The organism is Micromonospora hortensis, from assembly GCF_022230935.1.
GTDB lineage: Bacteria > Actinomycetota > Actinomycetes > Mycobacteriales > Micromonosporaceae > Micromonospora > Micromonospora hortensis.
In genome coordinates this window covers 64617-82252 of record NZ_JAKKFE010000010.1, presented here as the reverse complement: position 1 = coordinate 82252, position 17636 = coordinate 64617, and the positions used below count along the sequence as shown (strand labels likewise).

Genomic DNA, 17636 nt, shown 5'->3' with positions numbered 1-17636 from the left:
TCCACACTGAAGGCGCGAGGTGACGACACGCGCCCGCTAGATCCGATCTAGCGGGCGCGGTTCGGGGCGAAATGTCGGTGGGATCCGCTTGACTGGGGGTCGACGAACGGGGGCGCGATGGCACAGGTACGCATCGAGCCGTGGCACGAGGACGACCTCGACCTGCTGCGGCAGCTCAACTCACCGGACACCCGCAAGCACACCGGCGGCCCGGAGACCGACGAGCAGGTGCTCGCCCGGCACGATCGTTACGTGCACTTCTCGGGCACCGAGCAGGGCTGCATGTTCACGCTGGTGCTGGCGGACGGGGTGCGGGCGGGCAGCGTCGGCTACTGGGCCCGCGAGTGGCGCGACCAGCCGGTGTACGAGCTGGGCTGGGCGGTGCTGCCCGCGTACCGGGGGCAGGGGCTGGCGACCGCGGCGGTGCGCGCCGTGGTGGACGTGGCCCGCGCCCGACGGGACCGGCACTACGCCCACGCCTACCCCTCTGTCGACAATCCCGCCTCGAACGCTGTGTGCCGCAAGGCCGGCTTCACGCTGCTCGGCGAGACCGGTTTCGAATACCCGCCGGGGCAGATGATGCGGGCCAACGACTGGCAGCTCGACCTGACCGCCCCACCGACGGTGAGCTGAGGTCGGCGGGGCGGCCGGTGACAGGTCACCAGGTGGTGTCGAGGCGGTGCCGTTGCTCGGCGGTCAGCTCCAGGTCGACCGCTGCCAGGCTCTCCTCCAGCTGCGCCACCGACGAGGCGCCCACCAGCGGAATGGACGGCAGCTCCCCGCCCAGCAGCCAGGCGAGCACCACCTGGTTGACGGTGGCGCCGCTCTGCTCAGCCACCTCCCGCAGCGCGGCCAGTCGCCGTGGCGCGCTCGGCAGGTCGTACGCCGAGCTGAGGGGCTTGTCCGCCCTGGTGAACGCCCCCTTGAGCAGCGGCGAGTACGCCACCAGGGTCAACTCGGGCTCGGCCCGCAGGTAGCTGAGCAGGTCACCGCTGACACCGCCCGGCTCGCCGTCCGGGTCCAGTTCGCTGATCAGGTCGGTGCGGTTCGGCAGGTAACTGCGGTGGTACTGGAGCACCTCGTACCCCGGCAGGCCGGCGGCGGCGGCCAACGCGCGGGCCCGCTCCACCCGCCAGGCCCGGTGGTTGCTGGCGCCCAGCAGACCCACAGTGCCCTCGGCGACCAGCTCGGCGAAGCCCTCCACGGTCTCCTGGAGCGGCACGGTTCGGTCCTCGATGTGCGCGTAGAGCAGGTCCAGCCGCTCCACCCCGAGCCGTTCCCGGCTGCGCTCCGCGGACTCACGGATCACCTTGGCGGAGAGGCCCTCGGCGTTGTCCAGGTAGCTGGTCCCCGGGGCCAGCGGTCGGGCGCCCAGCTTGGTGGCGATGACGATCTCGGCGCCGACGCCCCGGCTGCGCCGCCACCGGCCGAGCAGCTCCTCGCTCTGCCCGCCCTGCCCGCCGTCCACCCAGAACGCGTAGTTGTCCGACGTGTCGATGAATGTGCCGCCGGCCTCGACGTACCGGTCGAGGATCGCGTACGAGGTGGCCTCGTCGGTGGCGCTGCCGAAGAGCATCGCGCCGAGGCTGAGCACGCTGACCTCGCGCCGGGTCGCCGGGTCGGCGCCGATTGTGCGGTACCGCATGGGGGTCTCCTCTCGTGCGCCCTACCTGTGGGCGCACGAGTCACAGTGCCGGCTGGAGCGCACTCCAGGTCAAGCGCTCAGTGGCGGACCTGCGGGCCGCCTACGGCCGTTACCCGGCCGACCCGGCGATCCGTGAGCTGGTCACCGAGCTGCTCGGTATCTCGCCCCGGTTCGCGCGGCTGGTGGGCGGAGCACGACGTCGCGGGTCGCGCCCTGACCTTGCCGGCAGCCGACCAGCCCGTCCCCGTGGTCGGACCGCCGGTAGAGCACGCTGTGCCGCTCCCTGGTGCGCACCACCAGACCGGAGCGCAACAGCACCCCCAGGTGGTAGGAGACGGTGGCCGGGGCCAGCCGGTGGCGCTCGCTGAGCTGCCCGGTGGACCGGGGCACGTCCAGGTCCGCCAGGATGGCCGCCCGGCTCGCACCGACCAGGTCACCGAGCCGACCCGCCCGGCGCTGGTCCGCCCGTCCGGCGCCGACCGGGTAGACCAGCACGGCGTTGCCCTCGTCGCAGAGCTGGGTGGACACCTGGGGCCAGGCCAGCGCGGACGGCGCGAGCACCAGCTCCGCGTCGGTCAGCGCCGTGGTGATCCGGTACGAGCTGTCGATGGTCAGCGACCTGCCGGTCCAGCCGACCTTCGGGTGCAGGCCGTTCAGCATGCTGCCCACCCCGGCGGTGGCCATCGCGGTGGCCCGCACGGCCAGTTCGGCCTCCAGCGTGGCCCGCACCGCCGGCCACTGCTCGGCGAGCGAGGTCCGCCAGAAGTGCCGCAGCCCATCGGTGACCCGCCGGGCGAGGGTGCCGTCCTCGACCGCCGCGCGGACCCGCGTCGGCATCGGGCCCGTCGGGAACCGCTCGTTCACCTGCGTCGCCACCTCGTTGGCAGGGGTCGCCGCCATGGCCGCCAACTGCTGCTCGAAGATCGCGTCGAGCGGGCCCAGCGGCGGCTTCGGCGTGAGCAGGTCCGGCGTGTAGCCGACCCGGCCGGGCGGGGTCACCAGCTCCGCGACCAGGGCTACGTCGGGGTGCCGCAGCGCGGCGCGGGCGGCCGGACCGGGATCGCCGTGCACCGGATGCCCGAATCGCGAGAGCGCGGCCCGCAGCCAGGACGTCACCTCCCAGGCCGGCGAGATCGCCAACCGGAGCCGGGCGAGGCTCGAACCGTCCAGATGCGTGACCATCACAGCGCGGATCGTACAAGCGGTGGCATCGATGTGCCGTCCGCATTCGAGTGGGTTCGAATCACTGGCCGACTGCGTCGCTGGCCGGGTTGGCTGCGACGGCAACACCACCCCTCCTGAGGAGAAACCGATGCGCCCACCCGCCTCCGCCCGTCCCGCCGGCCGGCTCGGCCGCACGATCGCCCTGCTCGGGCTCACCGCCGGCCTCCTCGCCGCCGCTCCGGCCGCGGTGTCGGCCGCCACCCCCGGCCCGGGCGACACCACAACCGGGGACGCGACGGCCCACGGCTGCGAGCGCGCCTTCGACCGCGCCGTCCGGGCGTACGTGGAGACCACCGCCCGGCGCGACCTGGACGGCTTCGCCGCGCTGCTGCACCCCGAGGTCACCTCCGTCTTCGCCTCCGACGGAGAGGTGCTCGACGGCAAACGGGCCACCGTGGACTGGCTGCGCGGGTTCTTCGCCGATGATTCCTGGACCCAGTCATTCAGTGTGGCCAAACGGACCGTGGTGGGCTGCCGGACCGGGTTCGTGCTGTTCGACTCCGTCTACGCGGTGCCGGCCACCGGCACCAGGGTGCCGCTGTTGATCGGGGTCAGCTACACGTACCAGCACGGCCGGTGGCTCGTGCTGCAGAACCAGGACTCCGTGGGCCGCGTCTGACCAGGGGGGTCGCATCGGGGGGAGGGGCGGGCGCCACCGCTGCGGCGCCCGCCCCTCGGCGGCCCAGGTCAGTTGGGCAGGTAGGCGAAGGTGTCCGGGTTCGGGCCCTGCCGGCCCGCCTCGCCCTTGTCCAGCGCGGTGATCCGCTCCATCGCGGCGTCGTCCAACTCGAAGTCGAAGATCCGGGTGTTCTCCTCGATCCGCTTCGGGGTGGTCGACTTCGGGAAGATGATGTCGCCGCGCTGCACGTGCCAGCGAAGCACCACCTGCGCCGGGGTCCGGTCGAGCTGCCCGGCGATGTCGACGACCGTCGGATCGTCGAGCACCTTGCCCTGCGCGATCGGCGACCACGCCTCGGTGAGGATGTTGTGCTCACGGCCGTAGGCGCGGACCTCGTCGTTGGTGAAGTACGGGTGCGCCTCGATCTGGTTGACCGCCGGCACGACGCTCGCCTCGGCGGCCAGCCGCTCCAGGTGCGACACCTGGAAGTTCGACACGCCGATCGAGCGGGCCCGGCCGTCGCGCTGGAACTCCTCCAGCACCTTCCAGGTCGAGACGTAGTCGCCGTCGTAGAGGGTGGGCAGCGGCCAGTGGATCAGGAACAGGTCGATGTAGTCCATCTTCAGCGCCGCGAGCGTCGAGTCGAACGCCCTGCGGGCGTCGTCGGGGCGGTGGAAGGCGTTGTTCAGCTTGCTGGTCACGTAGACCGAACCCCGGTCGAGGCCGGACACGCGTACCGCCTCGCCGACCTCGGCCTCGTTGCCGTACATCTGCGCGGTGTCGATGTGCCGGTAGCCCACCTCGAAGGCGGCGGTCACCGCCGCGACAGTGTCCTTCGGCTCGATCTGGAACACCCCGAAGCCGAGCTGCGGAATGGTGGTGCCGTCGTTCAGGCTGATGTCGGGAATCGTGATTGCCACTGCGGCTCCTTCTCGTCTTCGTTTCCTGTCATCCATACCCGGGTGGGTGGACGATCCACCGCCCAATCGGGGGTGACGAACGCGACGGCCCGTCGGTTCACCCGGTCGTGTCGAACAGCACCGGCCACGGCCGTGCGGCCGGCACCGACGTCGCGGCCGGCGCGGGAGCTGTGGGCTCGGCGTCGGCCAGCACCTCCGCGGCGAGTTGGCCGAACATCGCCGCCGCCGGGTGCGCCGACCGATCCGGCCAGGCCGCCGAGGTGCGCTTGGTCAGCGGCGCGTCGCTGATCGGCCGCCAGGCCATCCGGGGTTCCCGGCGGGCCACCGCCGCCGGTTCCACTGCCACCCCGCCGCCGGCCAGCACCAGCCCGCACAGGAACTCCGGGTTGCGGGCCGGACGCACCCGGGCCGGGCGCCACCCGTGCTGCCGGCACACCGCCAGCAGGTGGTCGTGCCAGCCGGGGGCGGTGGCGCGGGGAGCGGCCACCAGGTCCAGACCGGCCAGCGACGCGAGCGTCACCTCGCGGCCGCGGGCCAGCGGCGAGGTGCGCGGCAGCAGCACCCCCAGGGGTACGTCGACCGGGGCGCCGAAGCGCAGCCCGTCCGCCGCCACCGGGTGATGCACGAGCCCCACGTCCAGGGTCCGCTCGGTGAGCATCCGCACCTGCTCGGCAGTGGTCAGCTCGTGCAGTTCCACGTCCAGGCCGGGCGCCCGGGTGGTGAGCCCGTCCAGCAGTGAGCGCAGCGTCACGGCGGGCGTCTCCGGTGGCACCCCGGCGCGGAGTACGCCCAGCTCACCGGCGCGGATCTGCCCCATCAGGCTGCGGAGCCGACCCTCGCCGGCGAGTAGTTCCTCCGCCTCGCCGAGCAGCAGCTCCCCGGCGGTGGTGAGGCGCACCTGCCGGCGGGACCTGTCGAACAGCTCGACAGTCAGCTCCCGTTCCAGCCGCTGGATCGACTGGCTCAGTGGCGGCTGGGCCATCCCGAGCAGCTCCGCGGCCCGCCCGAAGTGCAGTTCGTGTGCGACCACCACGAAGTGCCGCAGGTGCCGGAGCAGATCCACGGCCGGGACCCTACGCCAGCGCGACCACTGCGGCGCTGGATACCGTGCTGGCGTGGACGTGGAGGAACGGATCGAGGCCATCTTCGCCGCCGTCGGGGTGACGGCCAGCCTGCACGTCGTGGAGCTGGACGCCGTCGACCTGAGAGTCGTCGACGACGGCGGACCGGTCGGCGGGCCCGGTGAGGTCGGGGTGCGGGCCGACGAGCAGGTGGTGATCGCCTCGATCTTCAAGATCCTGCTGGTGTTGGAGTTCGCCCGGCAGGTCGAGGCCGGTCAGCTGGACCCGACCGAGCGGGTACTGGTCACCGCCGCCGACCGGCTCGGTGGGTGGGGTCTGGCCGGCTGTGACGACGACGCCGAGGTGTCGCTACGCGACCTCGCGTACTTCGCCATGTCGGTCACCGACAACACGGCCGCCGATCTGCTGCTGCGCCGGGTCGGCCCGGACCTGCTGCCGATGCTCGCCGTCGAGCTGGGGCTGACCCGTACCCGCGTCCTCGGTGGCCCTCGGGAACTGGTCGAGATGATGCTCGCCGACGTGGGCGCCCGGACCGAGGCGGAGTTCGCCCGGATCTTCCCCACGCTGCCGGCGGACCGGGTCCGGGCGATGCGGGTCTTCGACCCCGCGCACACCACGTCCAGCACCGCCCGGGAGATCACCCGGCTGCTCACGCTGATCTGGCGGGACGAGGCCGGGCCGGCGGCGGCCTGCGCGATGGTCCGCACCTGGATGGCCCGGCAGATCTTCTGGACCCGGCTGGCCGCCGGTTTCCCGCCCGGCGTCCGGGTCTCCGGAAAGACCGGCACCCTGCCCGGGTTCCACCTGGAGGCCGGGGTCGCCGAATACCCCGACGGCGGCCGGTACGCGATCGCCGTCTTCGCCCGCGCCGAACAGTTGACTGCGCGCCGCATCGACGTGGACCTGGCGATGGGGGAGGCCGCCCGGACGGCCGTCGAGGCGCTGCGCGGCGACTGATTTCGCGACCCTCCGCCCGCCGCCGCACCCCCGCTGAGCAGGACCGATATCCGCTGGCGTATCAAAGCCGACGGCCCTTGATCTTGGACTGGCGCCCGGTGCCACTGCTTGGCTCGTGGTCGACACATCACCCGACCACGGGGAGTAGATCCGCATGCCCAGTCTCGACCGCCGACGCTTCCTGCGCGACGCCGCCGCCACCACCGCCCTGGTCTCCGCCGGTGGCCTCGCCGCCGGCGTCGCCACCCCGGCCCAGGCCGCACCCTCGACCGCCGCGCCCACGCCGACCGCTCGCCGCAAGGGCGCGGTCAGCTTCCGCTGGTGGGGTACGGCCGGCTGGCGCGTCGACATCGGCGACCGCACCGTTCTCGTCGACCCGTTCCTCAGCCGGATCGACACCGGGCTGTTCACCGGGGCGTTCAAGACCGATACCGCGTTGACGGTGCGCACCGACGTGATCGACCCGCGGGTCGACCGGGCCACGACGGTGCTGGTCACGCACACCCACTGGGACCACTTCATGGACGTGCCGTACATCGCCGAGCGCACCGGCGCACGGGTGTTCGGCACGCTGACCGCGTACCACCTGGGGTTGGCCTACGGGCTGCCGTCGACGCAGCTCAGCGCCGTCAAGGGTGGGGAGGTGCTGGACTTCGGCGACCACAGCGTCGAGGTGGTCGGCTCACTGCACAGCCGCAACCCGTCGTACTCGGTGGCCTTTCCCGGGGTGCGGGTCAGCCCGCCGCCGCAGCCGGCCACCATCGCCGACCTCCCGGAGGGCGACACGCTGGGCTACCTGCTGCGGGTCGACGGCGGACCGTCGGTCTACTTCACCGGGGCCAGCGACGTCGCCGAGCGGAACCTCACCGGCCTCGCGCCCGACGTGGCGATGGTGGCCATGCAGAACGCCACCACCACCGGCGACTACCTGCCCCGGCTGCTGGCCGGCCTCGACTACCCGAAGGTCGTGGTGCCGGTGCACTACGACAACTTCGAGACGGCGTTGCGGAACCCGCCGCCGGTCGCCCCGACCGATCGCACCCGGCTGAACGAGATGATCGCGGCGGTGCGCCGGATCTCGCCGCGCAGCCGCGTGCTGGTCCCCGAGTACGAGACCGCTTACCACTTCTGAGCAGCGTCGGTGGGGGTCGCCGAGCAGTGGCCCCCACCCCGGTCAGGAAGCGGTCATCTCCGCGAGGGCCCGCACCGACTTCCAGTTGCGGGAGGTGGCCACCACGCCGAGCTTCTTCTCCAGGTACGCGTTCGTGAACTTCGACCGCCCGTAGCCGCCGTCGACGTAGTGCAGGAACACCTCCCGGCCGGTCACAGTGAACGACACGTTCTCGCCACCGGGCACAGCCAAAGCGTCCACACTGGACTTGCTCGGTGCGGTGGCGAGGAAGGCCACCAACAGTCGCGTCGGGTCGTCCTCCCGGTCGGCGTACGGGTTGCCGCCGGCGATCGCCGCCAACTCGCGGCCGCTGCGCACCAGCACCGGCACTGTCAACGCCAGCTCGTCGGTGAGCGCCCGAGCGATGCCGGCGGCCAGCTTCTCCGCGTCGCGCACCGAGCTGCCGAAGGCCACGTTGCCGCTCTGCAGGTACGTCGTGACGTCGGCGTGCCCGAGGTCGGTGACGATCCGGCGCAGGTCGGCCATCGCCAGTCGGGTGGTGCCGACGTTGATCCCACGCAGCAGGGCGACGTACCGGGTCATCCCGTCCTCCTCCGTCCACATGGGTCCGGCGTCAGCCTAGCGGTGTGAGCGGAGCTGTCGGACGGGATCGATAGGCTTCCACCGCCGGCCGCCACCCAGCGAATCACCGGTCTTTCCTGGAGGTCAACTCGCCCACGTCGAGACACGACCTCGCTACCCCGACCGGTGGGGACCCACAAGGCCCGTCTCGTACGCGACGATGACCAGTTGGGCGCGGTCGCGTACCGCCAGCTTGGTCAGCAGCCGCCCGACGTGCGTCTTGACGGTGGCCTGGCTGAGGTTGAGGTGCGCGGCCAACTCCGCGTTGGACAGGCCCCGGGCGATCAACGCGAGCACCTGCCGTTCGCGGTCGGTCACCCCGTCGAGGCGCCGGGGCAGCGGCCTGGTCGGCTCCGGCTGCCGGGCGAACTCGTCGATCAGCCGGCGGGTCACCGTCGGCGCGAGCAGCCCCTCTCCGGCGGCGACCACCCGGATCCCGGTCAGCAGGTCCGCCGGTGGGGTGTCCTTGAGCAGGAACCCGCTGGCCCCGGCGCGCAACGCCCCGTAGACGTACTCGTCGAGGTCGAACGTGGTCAGGATGATGACCCGGGTGTCGGCCGTCGCCGGGTCGGCGCAGATCCGCCGGGTCGCCTCGATGCCGTCCATCTCCGGCATCCGGACGTCCATCAGCACCACATCCGGCCGGTGCTGGCCAGTCAACGCGACAGCCTCCACACCGGTGCCCGCCTCGCCGACAGTGGTGCAGTCCGGGCTGAGGTCGACCAGCAGCCGGAAACTGCCGCGCAGCAGCGCCTGGTCGTCGGCGATCAGCACGCGGATCACGCGGCCACCCGGTAGGGGAGGCTGGCCGTCACCGTGAAGCCACCGTCGGAGCGGGGGCCGGCGCGGAACTCCCCGCCGTGCAACGCCACCCGTTCCCGCATGCCGATCAACCCGTGCCCCTCCCCGCCGAGCAGGACCGGCCGCTGGCCGTCGTCGGTCACCTCCACCCGCACCTCGTCGGGCCGGACGGTCACCGTAGCCCGGCAGGCGGCCGGCGCCGCGTGCTTCACCACGTTCGTCACCGCCTCCTGCACGATCCGGTACACAGCGAGGCCCACCGACTCCGGCACCGCGCCGGTCGGCTCGTCCCGCCGCACGTCGAGCTGAACGTCGACGCCGCCGATCGCCGCCTGCCGGGCGAGGAGGGGCAACTCGTCCAGCCCTGGTGTCGGCGCGTACGGGCTGTCCTCGCGGAGCACGCCGAGCACCCGACGGACGTCGGTCAGCGCGGTGCGGCCGGTCTCCTCGATGACCCGCAGCGCGGCGCCCGCCTCGCGGGGGTCGGCCTCGGCGACGTGATTGGCGACGGCCGCCTTCACCACTATGAGACTGAGCGTGTGCGCGACCACGTCGTGCAGTTCACGCGCCACCCGCAACCGCTCCTCGGTGGCGGCCTGACGGACCAGCTGATCACTCTGCCGGGTGGCGAGGGCGCGTCGCTCCCGGATCAGCCAACCGATCACCCAGGCCGGCGCGACCATGACTGTGGCGTAGACGACACCGCCGGTCCGCGACCAGAGGTCGCCAGCTGTCAGCGCCAGGCCGACGCTCACCAACGCCAGACAACCGGCGGCGCAGAGCATCGACCGGCGGGTGGGCGTCAACACGGCCACCGTGTAGAAGGACAGGCCGATGGCGAACGCCGGAGCGGCGGCCGCGAAGTTGGGTATCACCCCGGTGATCAGGGCAACGGTGGTGATCGAGCTGATCACGACGGCCACCGTCATCGGCCACCGTCGCCGGACGGCCAACGGCAGCCCGAGGGCCATCCCGACCAGCACCGACACCCAGAGCGGTTCGCGTACGCCGCCGTGCAGCGGCGATTCCAGCGCGGCGTACGGGCAGAGCAGCCCACCGACGGCCACCGCCAGCAGGGCGTCCACCCTGTACAGGTCCACCGGCCGCATCCGTCGGGTGAGCAGAAGAGCGGTCATCCGTCGAACGGTAACGGCCGACTGGGCTGGCCGCGTCCGCCTGCGGGTGGTCATCCCGCAGGACGACCCGCCGGCGGTTGCGGGCCGCCGCGTCCACCCGGGGGAGGGCCGGAAAGTGCCCGCCCCGGCACGACGCGCCGCACCCCCGGCATTCGGCACGGTAACGGTCATGACCACAGACACGGTGACCCTGACGGGGCTGCGCGCGGTGTACGGCACCGGGACCCGGCGGGTGACGGCGCTCGACGGCGTGACCACAAGCTTCGCGAGCGGCACGTTCACTACGGTGATGGGCCCCTCCGGCTCGGGGAAGTCCACACTGCTGCACTGCGCGGCGGGGCTGGACCGTCCGACCGAGGGGACCGTCACGATCGACGGCACCAGCCTCAACGACCTCGGTGAGGACGAGCTGACCCGGCTGCGGCGGGACCGGATCGGCTTCGTCTTCCAGGCGTTCAACCTCGTGTCCACGCTGACCGCCGCGCAGAACGTCGAGTTGCCGTCGCGTCTGGCCCGCCGCCGCCCGCCGGCCGGGGACGTGGCCGCCGCCCTCGACGCCGTCGGCCTCGCCGACCGGGCCGGGCACCGGCCGAGTGAGCTGTCCGGCGGGGAGCAGCAGCGCGTCGCCGTGGCCCGAGCGTTGATCACCCGTCCGGCGGTGGTCTTCGCCGACGAGCCGACCGGGGCGTTGGACAGCGCGTCCTCCCGGCAGGTGCTCCGGCTGCTGAGAACGCTCGTCGACGACCACGGGCAGACCGTCGTGATGGTGACCCACGATCCCGCCGCCGCCGCGTACGCCGATCGGGTCCTCCTGCTGGCCGACGGCCGCGTCGTCGACGAGCTGACCGGCCCGATCACCGCCGCCGTCGTCGCCGCCCGGATCGCCGAGCGGGAGACCGTCGCGGAGTCGTCGTGCTGAGCGTCCGGCGGTCGGCGAGCGCGTTCGTGGCCGTCGCCATCGGGGTCACGCTGGTCGCGGCGGCCACCCTGCTGCTCGCTTCCGGCCGCCCGCAGGTGCCGGACCGGCTGACGCGGGCGGCGGTCGTGGTGCAGAGCCCCGAGGCGGGTGCGTCAGCTGACGAGTTCGTGCCGACCCGGCCCTGGTCCGCCAGCGCGGCGGCGGAGTTGACCGGCAGGCTGGCCGGTCTGCCGGACGTGGTGGCGGCGGTGCCGGACCGCACCTTCTACGCCCAGCCGCTCGTCGACGGCCGGCCCTCGGCCGCCGACACCCGGCGGGAGGACTCCTACCAGGGGCACGGTTGGTCCAGCGCCCAACTCGGTGGGCTGCGCCTCACCGCCGGCGAGCAGCCCCGCCGGCCCGGCGAGGTGGTCGTCGACAGGGCGCTCGGACTGCGCGTCGGCGCACCGGTCACAGTGCTGACCGCGGCGGGCCCGGAGTCGTACACAGTCACCGGTCTGGTCGACGGACCCGGCGTCCATGTCGCGGACGAGGTCGCCGCCGCGCTCGCGCCCGGCGTGCGGGCCATCGGGCTGGTGCTCGCCCCGGACGCCGACCCCGAGCGCGTCGCCACTGCGGCTCGCGGAGTCGTCGCCGGGGACGGACGGGTGCTCACCGGTGCCGCCCGTGGTGCGCTGGAGCCGCGCGGCGACGCCCGTACCCGGTGGATCGGCATGCAGGTGCTCACCGCCACGGCAGCCCTCGCCGGCTTCGTCACGGTGTTCGTGGTCGCCTCCACCTTCGCGTTCACCATCGCGCAGCGCCGCCGCGAGCTGGGCCTGCTGCGCGCCGTCGGCGCCACCGGACGCCAGGTCCGCCGCATGGTGTACGCCGAGGCGCTCGCCGTCGGCGTGTCGGCGGGGCTCGTCGGCCTGCTGGTGGGCGCGGCGCTCGCCCCGTTGCTGGGCCGGCTGCTGGTCGACGTCGGCTACGAACCGTCGACCTTCCGGGTCCGCTACGAACTCTGGCCGGTCGCGGTCTCGCTCACCGCCGGGCCGGTGATCGCGTTGCTGGCCGTCTGGTCGGCGTCCCGCCGGGCGGCGCGGGTCCGCCCGTTGGAGGCGTTACGCGAGGCTGCTGTGGAGCAGCGACCGATCGGGCGGCTGCGCGCCGCCACCGGGGTGCTGCTTCTCGCGGCGGGGGCCGCGCTCAGTGTGGGGACGGCGACCGCCGACGAGGCGCGGGTGGGGGCGCAGTACGCGCTCTACGCGGTGATGGCGCTGGTGGCCGGCACCACTGTGCTCGCCCCGGTGGTGGTCGGGCCGCTGGTGTGGCTGCTGCGTTCTCCGGTGCGCCGCCCCGGTGGCGCGATCGGGATGCTGGTCCGGGGCGGGGCGTTGACAGCGACCCGGCGGACCGCCGCCATCGCCGCGCCGGTGCTGCTCACTGTCGCGTTCGCGGTGCTGGTGTCCGGAATGGTGCGCACCAGCACCGCCGCGTATGCCGCGGGTCGGGCGGACAACGTGAACGCCGGCTGGATCGTCGTGCCGGACCGTGCGCCCGGCCTGTCCGATCGGGCCGTCACCGCGACCGGTGGCACCGCCCTCCTGCCGACCACCGTCTACCGCACCGACCCCGGAACGTCGCCGCCGAACCGGCCGATGACCGCGCTCGGCGTGGACCCGGAGGGCTTCGCCGCCGCGAACCGGGTGCTCACCGTCGTCGCCGGTTCGCTGAACGATCTGAGGGGTGACGACACTGTGGTGGTAACCGCCTCGGCGAACCGGCTGCCGTCCGAGCCGTACCCGGTGGTCTTCGCCGACGGGACGACTGTGTCGTTGCGTGTCGTCGCCGTGGTCGACGACACCTCGATCCCCGGCGACCTGCTCGTACCCCGGGCCGTGGTGCGGGCGCACGACCCGTCGGCGCTGACGTCCACCGTGTTCGTCCGGAATCGCATCGATCCACCGGTCGGCGCGCGGATCCTCGACGTCCCGGGCTGGGCGGCCGAGGCGGACGCCGCCGAGGACCGCCTCGTCTGGCTCTTCACACTGCTGCTGATCGGGGTGTCCGCCGGCTACGGCGCCATCGCGGTGGCCAACACGCTGCTGCTGGCCGCTGCCGGCCGCGCCGCGGACCTGCGGCTGATCCGGATGGCCGGGGCGACCCGACGGCAGGTCATCTGGCTGGTCACGGCGGAGTCCGCACTGGTGGTCCTGATCGGCGCGCTGCTGGGTGGTGCCGTCGCGTTCGTCGGTCTGCTCAGCATCAGCGCCGGCCTCGCCGAGCAGGTCGGTGCCCCCGTCGACCTGGTGATGCCGTGGTCGGTGGTCGCCGGTGTGGTGGGGCTGTGTCTGTTGCTCGCGGTGCTGTCCAGTGTGCTGCCGACGTGGCGGCTGCTGCGCCACAGTCCCGCCCGGTCACCGGTCGGCGGATGACCGCGCCCTCCCGCACTGGCGGTTGGGCCGCTACCGTCCACTGATGCGATCCGCGCGGCCGGTCGGGCTGCTCCTCTCCGCCGCCGCCGTCGTGCTCTGGGCGTACGGCATGACCACGTGGCAACCGCTGACCGAGCCGCTCGGCCCGTGGTCGGAGCACCTGCCGGGCAACAACACCTACTGGGCGCGCGACCTGCGGTTCATGGCGATCATGGGTGTGCCGCTCGGGTTGGTGCTGGCCGGGCGAGGGCTGATGCGGTGGGGCGGCCCGGCGGTGGTGCTGGGCGGCTGCTGGGTCGCCGCCGACGTGGCGATCGACCGGGCCGACCCGATCGGCTCCGACGCGACGGTGCTGCTCGCCGTCGCCGGGTGCGCCGTGCTCGGCGTGGTCACGGCGCTTCTGCTCTGGTGGGAGCGCCGCACGCTGCCAGCGCGGGAGCCTGGTACGTCGTCGGGACGGGAGCGCGGCACGCCTCCGGCTTCCGACCGGCGGGTGCTGACCGGGGCGGCCTGCGTGGCCGGGGTGCTGACGCTGGTGGCGGCCGCGATGGAGTCACCGACCGACCGGGAGCCGGAGCTGAACCAGGGCGCCCTGGTCACCGCGGCGCTGCTGGTGGCAGTGGCAGTCGGTGCCGCGCTGGCGGCGGCTCCGGCGCGGACCCGGGTTCGTGTCGGGCTGGCGGTCGGTCTCACAGTGGTGGCCCTGCTCGGCGTCGGGCTGGTCCGTGCCACAGCGCCCGGCACACGACTCCTGCCGGAGGTCGCTCTCGGGGCGGTGCTGCTCACCGGGGTCACACTGCTGGCGTGGGACTGGCCGGGCGGTCGGCCGATCTGGTGGCACCACGCCCTGGCCGCGCTCATCGCGCTTGTGGGCCCGGTGGTGTTCCTGGTGGCCACTGCCATTCCCATGATGATCATGATGCCGATCGGCGCGACGTTCACCGCCCTGGCCGGCAACAGCCCGATCCACGCCGCCGACTCCGATCTGCTGGCCTCCCTGGCCGGCCTGCTCTCCGGGCTGGGTATGGCAGTGCTGCTGGCGCGGCCCAGCGTCGAGGATCGTCGGCAGCTCCGCTAGCTCATTCGACGACCGGCAGCACCACCTCGTTGCGGCGCAGGAACCACGGCTTCCACGGCGGGTCGAAGCGCGCGTACCGAATCGCGCCTGTCGGTTGCAGCCCGGCCGCGGTCACCGACCGGCCAAGCATTGTGGCCCGCTGACTGAACGCCTGCTCCGTCCACCGCCCGGAGAACCGCATCGCCGCAGCCAGCCGCGCCGGAACCGCGTGGATCCGCACCCGGGCGTCCACCGGTTCGGGCAGGGTGGCGGTGGTGAAGCTGGCCGGCATGACGAACTGGATCAGGTACGCGCCCGGCCACTCACCCTCGATCTGCACCACCGGCACGGTCATGGCGATCTTTTCCGAGCCGCCGGCCGCCGCCATCGCCGGAGCGGCGGAGCCGATCGGGTGCCGGGCCCGATTGGCGCCACCGATGTACGCGGCCAGCGGCCGGAACGCCTCGATCGGCGCCCGGGTGAACGATGCCTGGATCTGCATCTCGGCCACCAGGTGGGCGGGGTACCGACGCAGCTCGAAGCCGGGGTGTCGGGACACCACCCGGTACGGCTGCTGTTCGGTCATCGCGCGGCTCCCAGGGTCTGCTGGGACAGACGCTACCGCCCGTCCGCCTCCCGCTCGGCCGAAGTCGGCCGCTCCGGCCCGGGGGCGAGGGCCTTTGTGGTCAACCGCCAGTACTGCCGCTTGCCCTCGTCGCGCAGCACCACCCCGATCTGGCCCAGCTCGCGGCGCAGCTCCCGGGCGTCGTCGCGGCGGTCCCGCTGGATGGCCCGATCCCGGGCGCGCAGCAGCGCGTCCGCGCCGGCCGGCAATCCGGGCAGGTCCGGAACCCACAGCCGGTACGCCGACCGGTGCGGGTCGTCGTCCGCCCAGCCCCAGCCGTGCTCCCGGAACGCCGCCGCCAGTTGGGCGGCCGGAAGGTCCGTCGACTCCCGGACCAGTTCCGCGCCGTCGGCGTCGAGCAGCACCAGGTGCTTGTCGGCGAGGAAGACCACCCGGGTGTCGACCCGGGCGATGGTCCGGTTCTCATCGGAGCGGCGCAGCTGGACCTGCGCCCCGTCGACGGTGACGATCAACCGTTCGGCGGTGCCGATCCCGGCGATGACCAGGCCGGCCAGGACGCCCACACCGATGGTGCCGGCGGTGGCCTGCGGCTCGGGCAGCCGGTCCAACCACTCGATCAGGTCGCTGAACGGCACCCAGGGCAGCCGGGCGAGCCAGCCCGTCGCCGCCGCGAGCAGCCATCCGGCGCCCGCGCCGAGCAGCGGGAAGCCACCCCACATGACCGCCAGCTCCAGCGGGCCACCGCTGACCACGGTGCGCGGACGGTAGCCGGCCACGTCCATGATCAGGACACCTCGCGGCGCAGCGTCCGGAACAGGCCGGCGGCCAGCGGGAGGACCATCCAGACCAACAGGGAGACCGCTACCCGCCCCCACTGCTCGCCGGTGATGGCGTCGCTGCTGAACAACGGTTCCATGGTCTTGCTGGTGTCCAGCCATTCGGACGGACCGCGCAGCGGCTTGACCATCTCGCCCAGCACCCCCCACAGGGTGGGCAGCAGCAGGTAGCCGACGATCGCCAGCGGCGGGTTGAGCAGCAGCAGACCGAAGGCGGCACCCATCAACACGCTGGTGACCTGGAGGATTCCCGCGTTCAGGACCAGCGACCAGTCGAACTCCCAGGTGCCCGCCCCGCCGGTGGCGGACGCCACCAGCGTGCCGACGGCGGCGACGGCGAGGCTGGCCAGCACCGAGGCGAGCGCTGTCAGCGACACGGCGATCAGCTTCGCGGCGACCACCCGCTCCCGGCGGGGCACCAGTGCGTACGTGGTGAGGGCGGTGCGCTGCGACCACTCACTGGTGATCGACAGGATGCCCAGCACCGGCAGCAGCACCGACACCGGCAGCAGCGAGGGGACGAAGAAGTTGGGGAACGTCTGGTCGGCGTCCCCGGCGTAGATCAGTTGCAGGGTGACGATCGCGGCGGTGACCAGGCCGATGGTGATCAGGAGCCAGCGGCCGGCCCGGGTGTCGACGAGCTTGCGCACCTCCACGGCGGTGAGCCGGAGAAGCGACGGTCGGCGTACCGGCGTGTGGTGCCGGGGCGCGACGGCACCGGCGGCGGGCGCGGTGGTGGTGGTCATCGGACGGCCTCCTTGGTCGATTCGCCGGCGGTCAGGGTGAGGAAGAGCTGTTCGAGGCCACCGCCGGTGGCGGGGCGCAGTTCGGCCAGCGCGACGCCGGCATCGGCGGCGGCCTGGCCGACCGCCTCGGCGTCGGCCTGTACGAGCAGCCCCTCCGAGCTGTCGGCGGCGCTCAGGTTGGCCACCTCCAGCGCCCGGCGCAGCGCCGCACCGTCGCGGGCCCGGACCACGGTGCCGCCGCCGGCCAGCAACTCGTTCTTGTCGCCCTGAGCCACGATCCGGCCACCCCCGATCACCACCAGCCGGTCCGCGACCGCCTCCACCTCGCGCAGCAGGTGGGAGGAGAGCAGGACGGTGCCGCCCCGGTCGGCGAAGTCGCGCAGCAGGCCGCGCATCCAGAAGATCCCCTCCGGGTCCAGGCCGTTGGCCGGCTCGTCGAGGATCAACACCCGGGGGTCGCCGAGCAGCGCGTGCGCCAGCCCGAGCCGTTGGCGCATGCCCAGGGAGTACGCCCGGACCCGGCGCTTCGCTGCCACCGCGTTCAACCCGACCAGGTCGAGCTTCGCGGCGACCTCGCGCCGGTCCAGACCCATTGTGTACGCGGACAGCGTCAACGCCTCGCGGCCGGTGCGCCCGGCGTGCTGGGCGGAGGCGTCCAGCAGCACGCCGACCTCCCGCCCCGGGTTGGGCAGATCCTGGTACGGGTGCCCGGAGACGGTCGCGCGGCCGGCGGTCGGCGTGGTCAGCCCGCAGATCATGCGCATGGTGGTCGACTTGCCGGCGCCGTTGGGGCCGAGGAAGCCGGTGACGGTGCCCGGCTCGCACTGGAACGACACGTCGTCCACGGCCGGGTGTGGCCCGTATCGCTTGGTGAGGTTCTCCACGGTGATCATGCGGTTCAGACTGCCCGCGCCGCCCGGCCATCCGCTGCGGCCACC

Annotated in this window: 18 protein-coding genes and 1 pseudogene; 8 read left to right on the top strand and 11 right to left on the bottom strand. The window is 73.1% G+C overall.

Annotated elements, in window-relative coordinates; translation table 11 throughout:
- The first annotated feature begins 117 nt into the window (after positions 1–117).
- Complete coding sequence (locus NIE111_RS06230; protein ID WP_238683459.1) at positions 118–633, top strand: GNAT family N-acetyltransferase; 516 nt, start codon at positions 118–120, stop codon at positions 631–633.
- A gap of 25 nt (positions 634–658) precedes the next feature.
- Here the strand turns inward: NIE111_RS06230 and NIE111_RS06225 are convergent, their stop codons facing one another.
- A complete protein-coding gene (locus NIE111_RS06225; RefSeq protein ID WP_238683458.1) occupies positions 659–1645 on the bottom strand; it encodes an aldo/keto reductase in 987 nt (328 codons plus the stop codon).
- Between the two features lie 14 nt (positions 1646–1659).
- Here NIE111_RS06225 and NIE111_RS31915 point away from each other — a divergent pair.
- Positions 1660–1779: pseudogene (locus NIE111_RS31915) on the top strand (hypothetical protein); the annotation flags it as partial.
- 7 nt (positions 1780–1786) lie between these two features.
- On the opposite strand, the gene NIE111_RS32385 reads toward NIE111_RS31915, so the two are convergent.
- Entirely contained in the window at positions 1787–2827 is a 1041-nt protein-coding gene (locus NIE111_RS32385) for an ArsR/SmtB family transcription factor (RefSeq protein ID WP_372488291.1), read from the bottom strand.
- Positions 2828–2957: 130 nt separating this feature from the next.
- On the opposite strand from NIE111_RS32385, the gene NIE111_RS06210 reads away from it, so the two are divergent.
- Positions 2958–3488, top strand: coding sequence for a nuclear transport factor 2 family protein (locus NIE111_RS06210; protein WP_238683457.1), 531 nt, complete (start codon positions 2958–2960; stop codon positions 3486–3488).
- A 68-nt stretch (positions 3489–3556) separates the two neighbouring features.
- On the opposite strand, the gene NIE111_RS06205 is transcribed toward NIE111_RS06210, so the two are convergent.
- Together NIE111_RS06205 and NIE111_RS06200 are read right to left on the bottom strand one after the other, a co-directional pair.
- Positions 3557–4408, bottom strand: a complete 852-nt coding sequence (locus tag NIE111_RS06205; protein ID WP_238683456.1) for an aldo/keto reductase — start codon at positions 4406–4408, stop codon at positions 3557–3559.
- Between the two features lie 97 nt (positions 4409–4505).
- Entirely contained in the window at positions 4506–5471 is a 966-nt protein-coding gene (locus NIE111_RS06200; protein ID WP_238683455.1) for a LysR family transcriptional regulator, read from the bottom strand.
- Positions 5472–5523: 52 nt separating this feature from the next.
- On the opposite strand from NIE111_RS06200, the gene NIE111_RS06195 reads away from it, so the two are divergent.
- Positions 5524–6447 carry a serine hydrolase gene (locus NIE111_RS06195; RefSeq protein WP_238683454.1) on the top strand — a complete coding sequence of 308 codons (924 nt, stop codon included), beginning with the start codon at positions 5524–5526 and terminating at the stop codon, positions 6445–6447.
- 154 nt (positions 6448–6601) lie between these two features.
- Complete coding sequence (locus NIE111_RS06190; RefSeq protein ID WP_238683453.1) at positions 6602–7579, top strand: MBL fold metallo-hydrolase; 978 nt, start codon at positions 6602–6604, stop codon at positions 7577–7579.
- A gap of 42 nt (positions 7580–7621) precedes the next feature.
- On the opposite strand, the gene NIE111_RS06185 is transcribed toward NIE111_RS06190, so the two are convergent.
- The 3 genes from NIE111_RS06185 to NIE111_RS06175 all read right to left on the bottom strand — a co-directional run bounded on the left by NIE111_RS06185 (position 7622) and on the right by NIE111_RS06175 (position 10137).
- Positions 7622–8161, bottom strand: a complete 540-nt coding sequence (locus NIE111_RS06185) for a DUF1697 domain-containing protein (protein ID WP_238683452.1) — start codon at positions 8159–8161, stop codon at positions 7622–7624.
- A 153-nt stretch (positions 8162–8314) separates the two neighbouring features.
- Complete coding sequence (locus NIE111_RS06180; protein WP_238683451.1) at positions 8315–8983, bottom strand: response regulator; 669 nt, start codon at positions 8981–8983, stop codon at positions 8315–8317.
- Positions 8980–10137, bottom strand: a complete 1158-nt coding sequence (locus NIE111_RS06175; protein ID WP_238683450.1) for a sensor histidine kinase — start codon at positions 10135–10137, stop codon at positions 8980–8982. The genes NIE111_RS06180 and NIE111_RS06175 overlap by 4 nt, the downstream gene beginning before the upstream one ends.
- Positions 10138–10306: 169 nt before the next feature.
- Between NIE111_RS06175 and NIE111_RS06170 the strand changes: the two genes are divergently transcribed.
- From NIE111_RS06170 to NIE111_RS06160, 3 genes are read left to right on the top strand one after another with little or no spacing between them, the layout of a single operon-like run.
- Positions 10307–11056, top strand: coding sequence for an ABC transporter ATP-binding protein (locus NIE111_RS06170; protein ID WP_238683449.1), 750 nt, complete (start codon positions 10307–10309; stop codon positions 11054–11056).
- On the top strand, positions 11050–13473 hold the full coding sequence (locus tag NIE111_RS06165; RefSeq protein WP_238683448.1) for an ABC transporter permease: 2424 nt from the start codon (positions 11050–11052) through the stop codon (positions 13471–13473). Before NIE111_RS06170 ends, NIE111_RS06165 begins: the two co-directional genes overlap by 7 nt.
- 43 nt (positions 13474–13516) lie before the next feature.
- Positions 13517–14551, top strand: a complete 1035-nt coding sequence (locus NIE111_RS06160; RefSeq protein WP_238683447.1) for a hypothetical protein — start codon at positions 13517–13519, stop codon at positions 14549–14551.
- A gap of 1 nt (position 14552) precedes the next feature.
- Here the strand turns inward: NIE111_RS06160 and NIE111_RS06155 are convergent, their stop codons facing one another.
- Genes NIE111_RS06155 through NIE111_RS06140 form a run of 4 tightly spaced genes read right to left on the bottom strand, consistent with a single transcriptional unit; the run spans position 14553 to position 17591 of the window.
- Positions 14553–15116 carry an SOUL family heme-binding protein gene (locus tag NIE111_RS06155; RefSeq protein ID WP_238683446.1) on the bottom strand — a complete coding sequence of 188 codons (564 nt, stop codon included), beginning with the start codon at positions 15114–15116 and terminating at the stop codon, positions 14553–14555.
- A 32-nt stretch (positions 15117–15148) separates the two neighbouring features.
- Positions 15149–15898, bottom strand: coding sequence for a YqeB family protein (locus NIE111_RS06150; RefSeq protein ID WP_238683445.1), 750 nt, complete (start codon positions 15896–15898; stop codon positions 15149–15151).
- A gap of 2 nt (positions 15899–15900) precedes the next feature.
- Positions 15901–16698, bottom strand: a complete 798-nt coding sequence (locus tag NIE111_RS06145) for an ABC-2 transporter permease (RefSeq protein WP_238683444.1) — start codon at positions 16696–16698, stop codon at positions 15901–15903.
- On the bottom strand, positions 16695–17591 hold the full coding sequence (locus NIE111_RS06140; RefSeq protein ID WP_238683443.1) for an ABC transporter ATP-binding protein: 897 nt from the start codon (positions 17589–17591) through the stop codon (positions 16695–16697). The genes NIE111_RS06145 and NIE111_RS06140 overlap by 4 nt, the downstream gene beginning before the upstream one ends.
- Positions 17592–17636 lie beyond the last annotated feature (45 nt).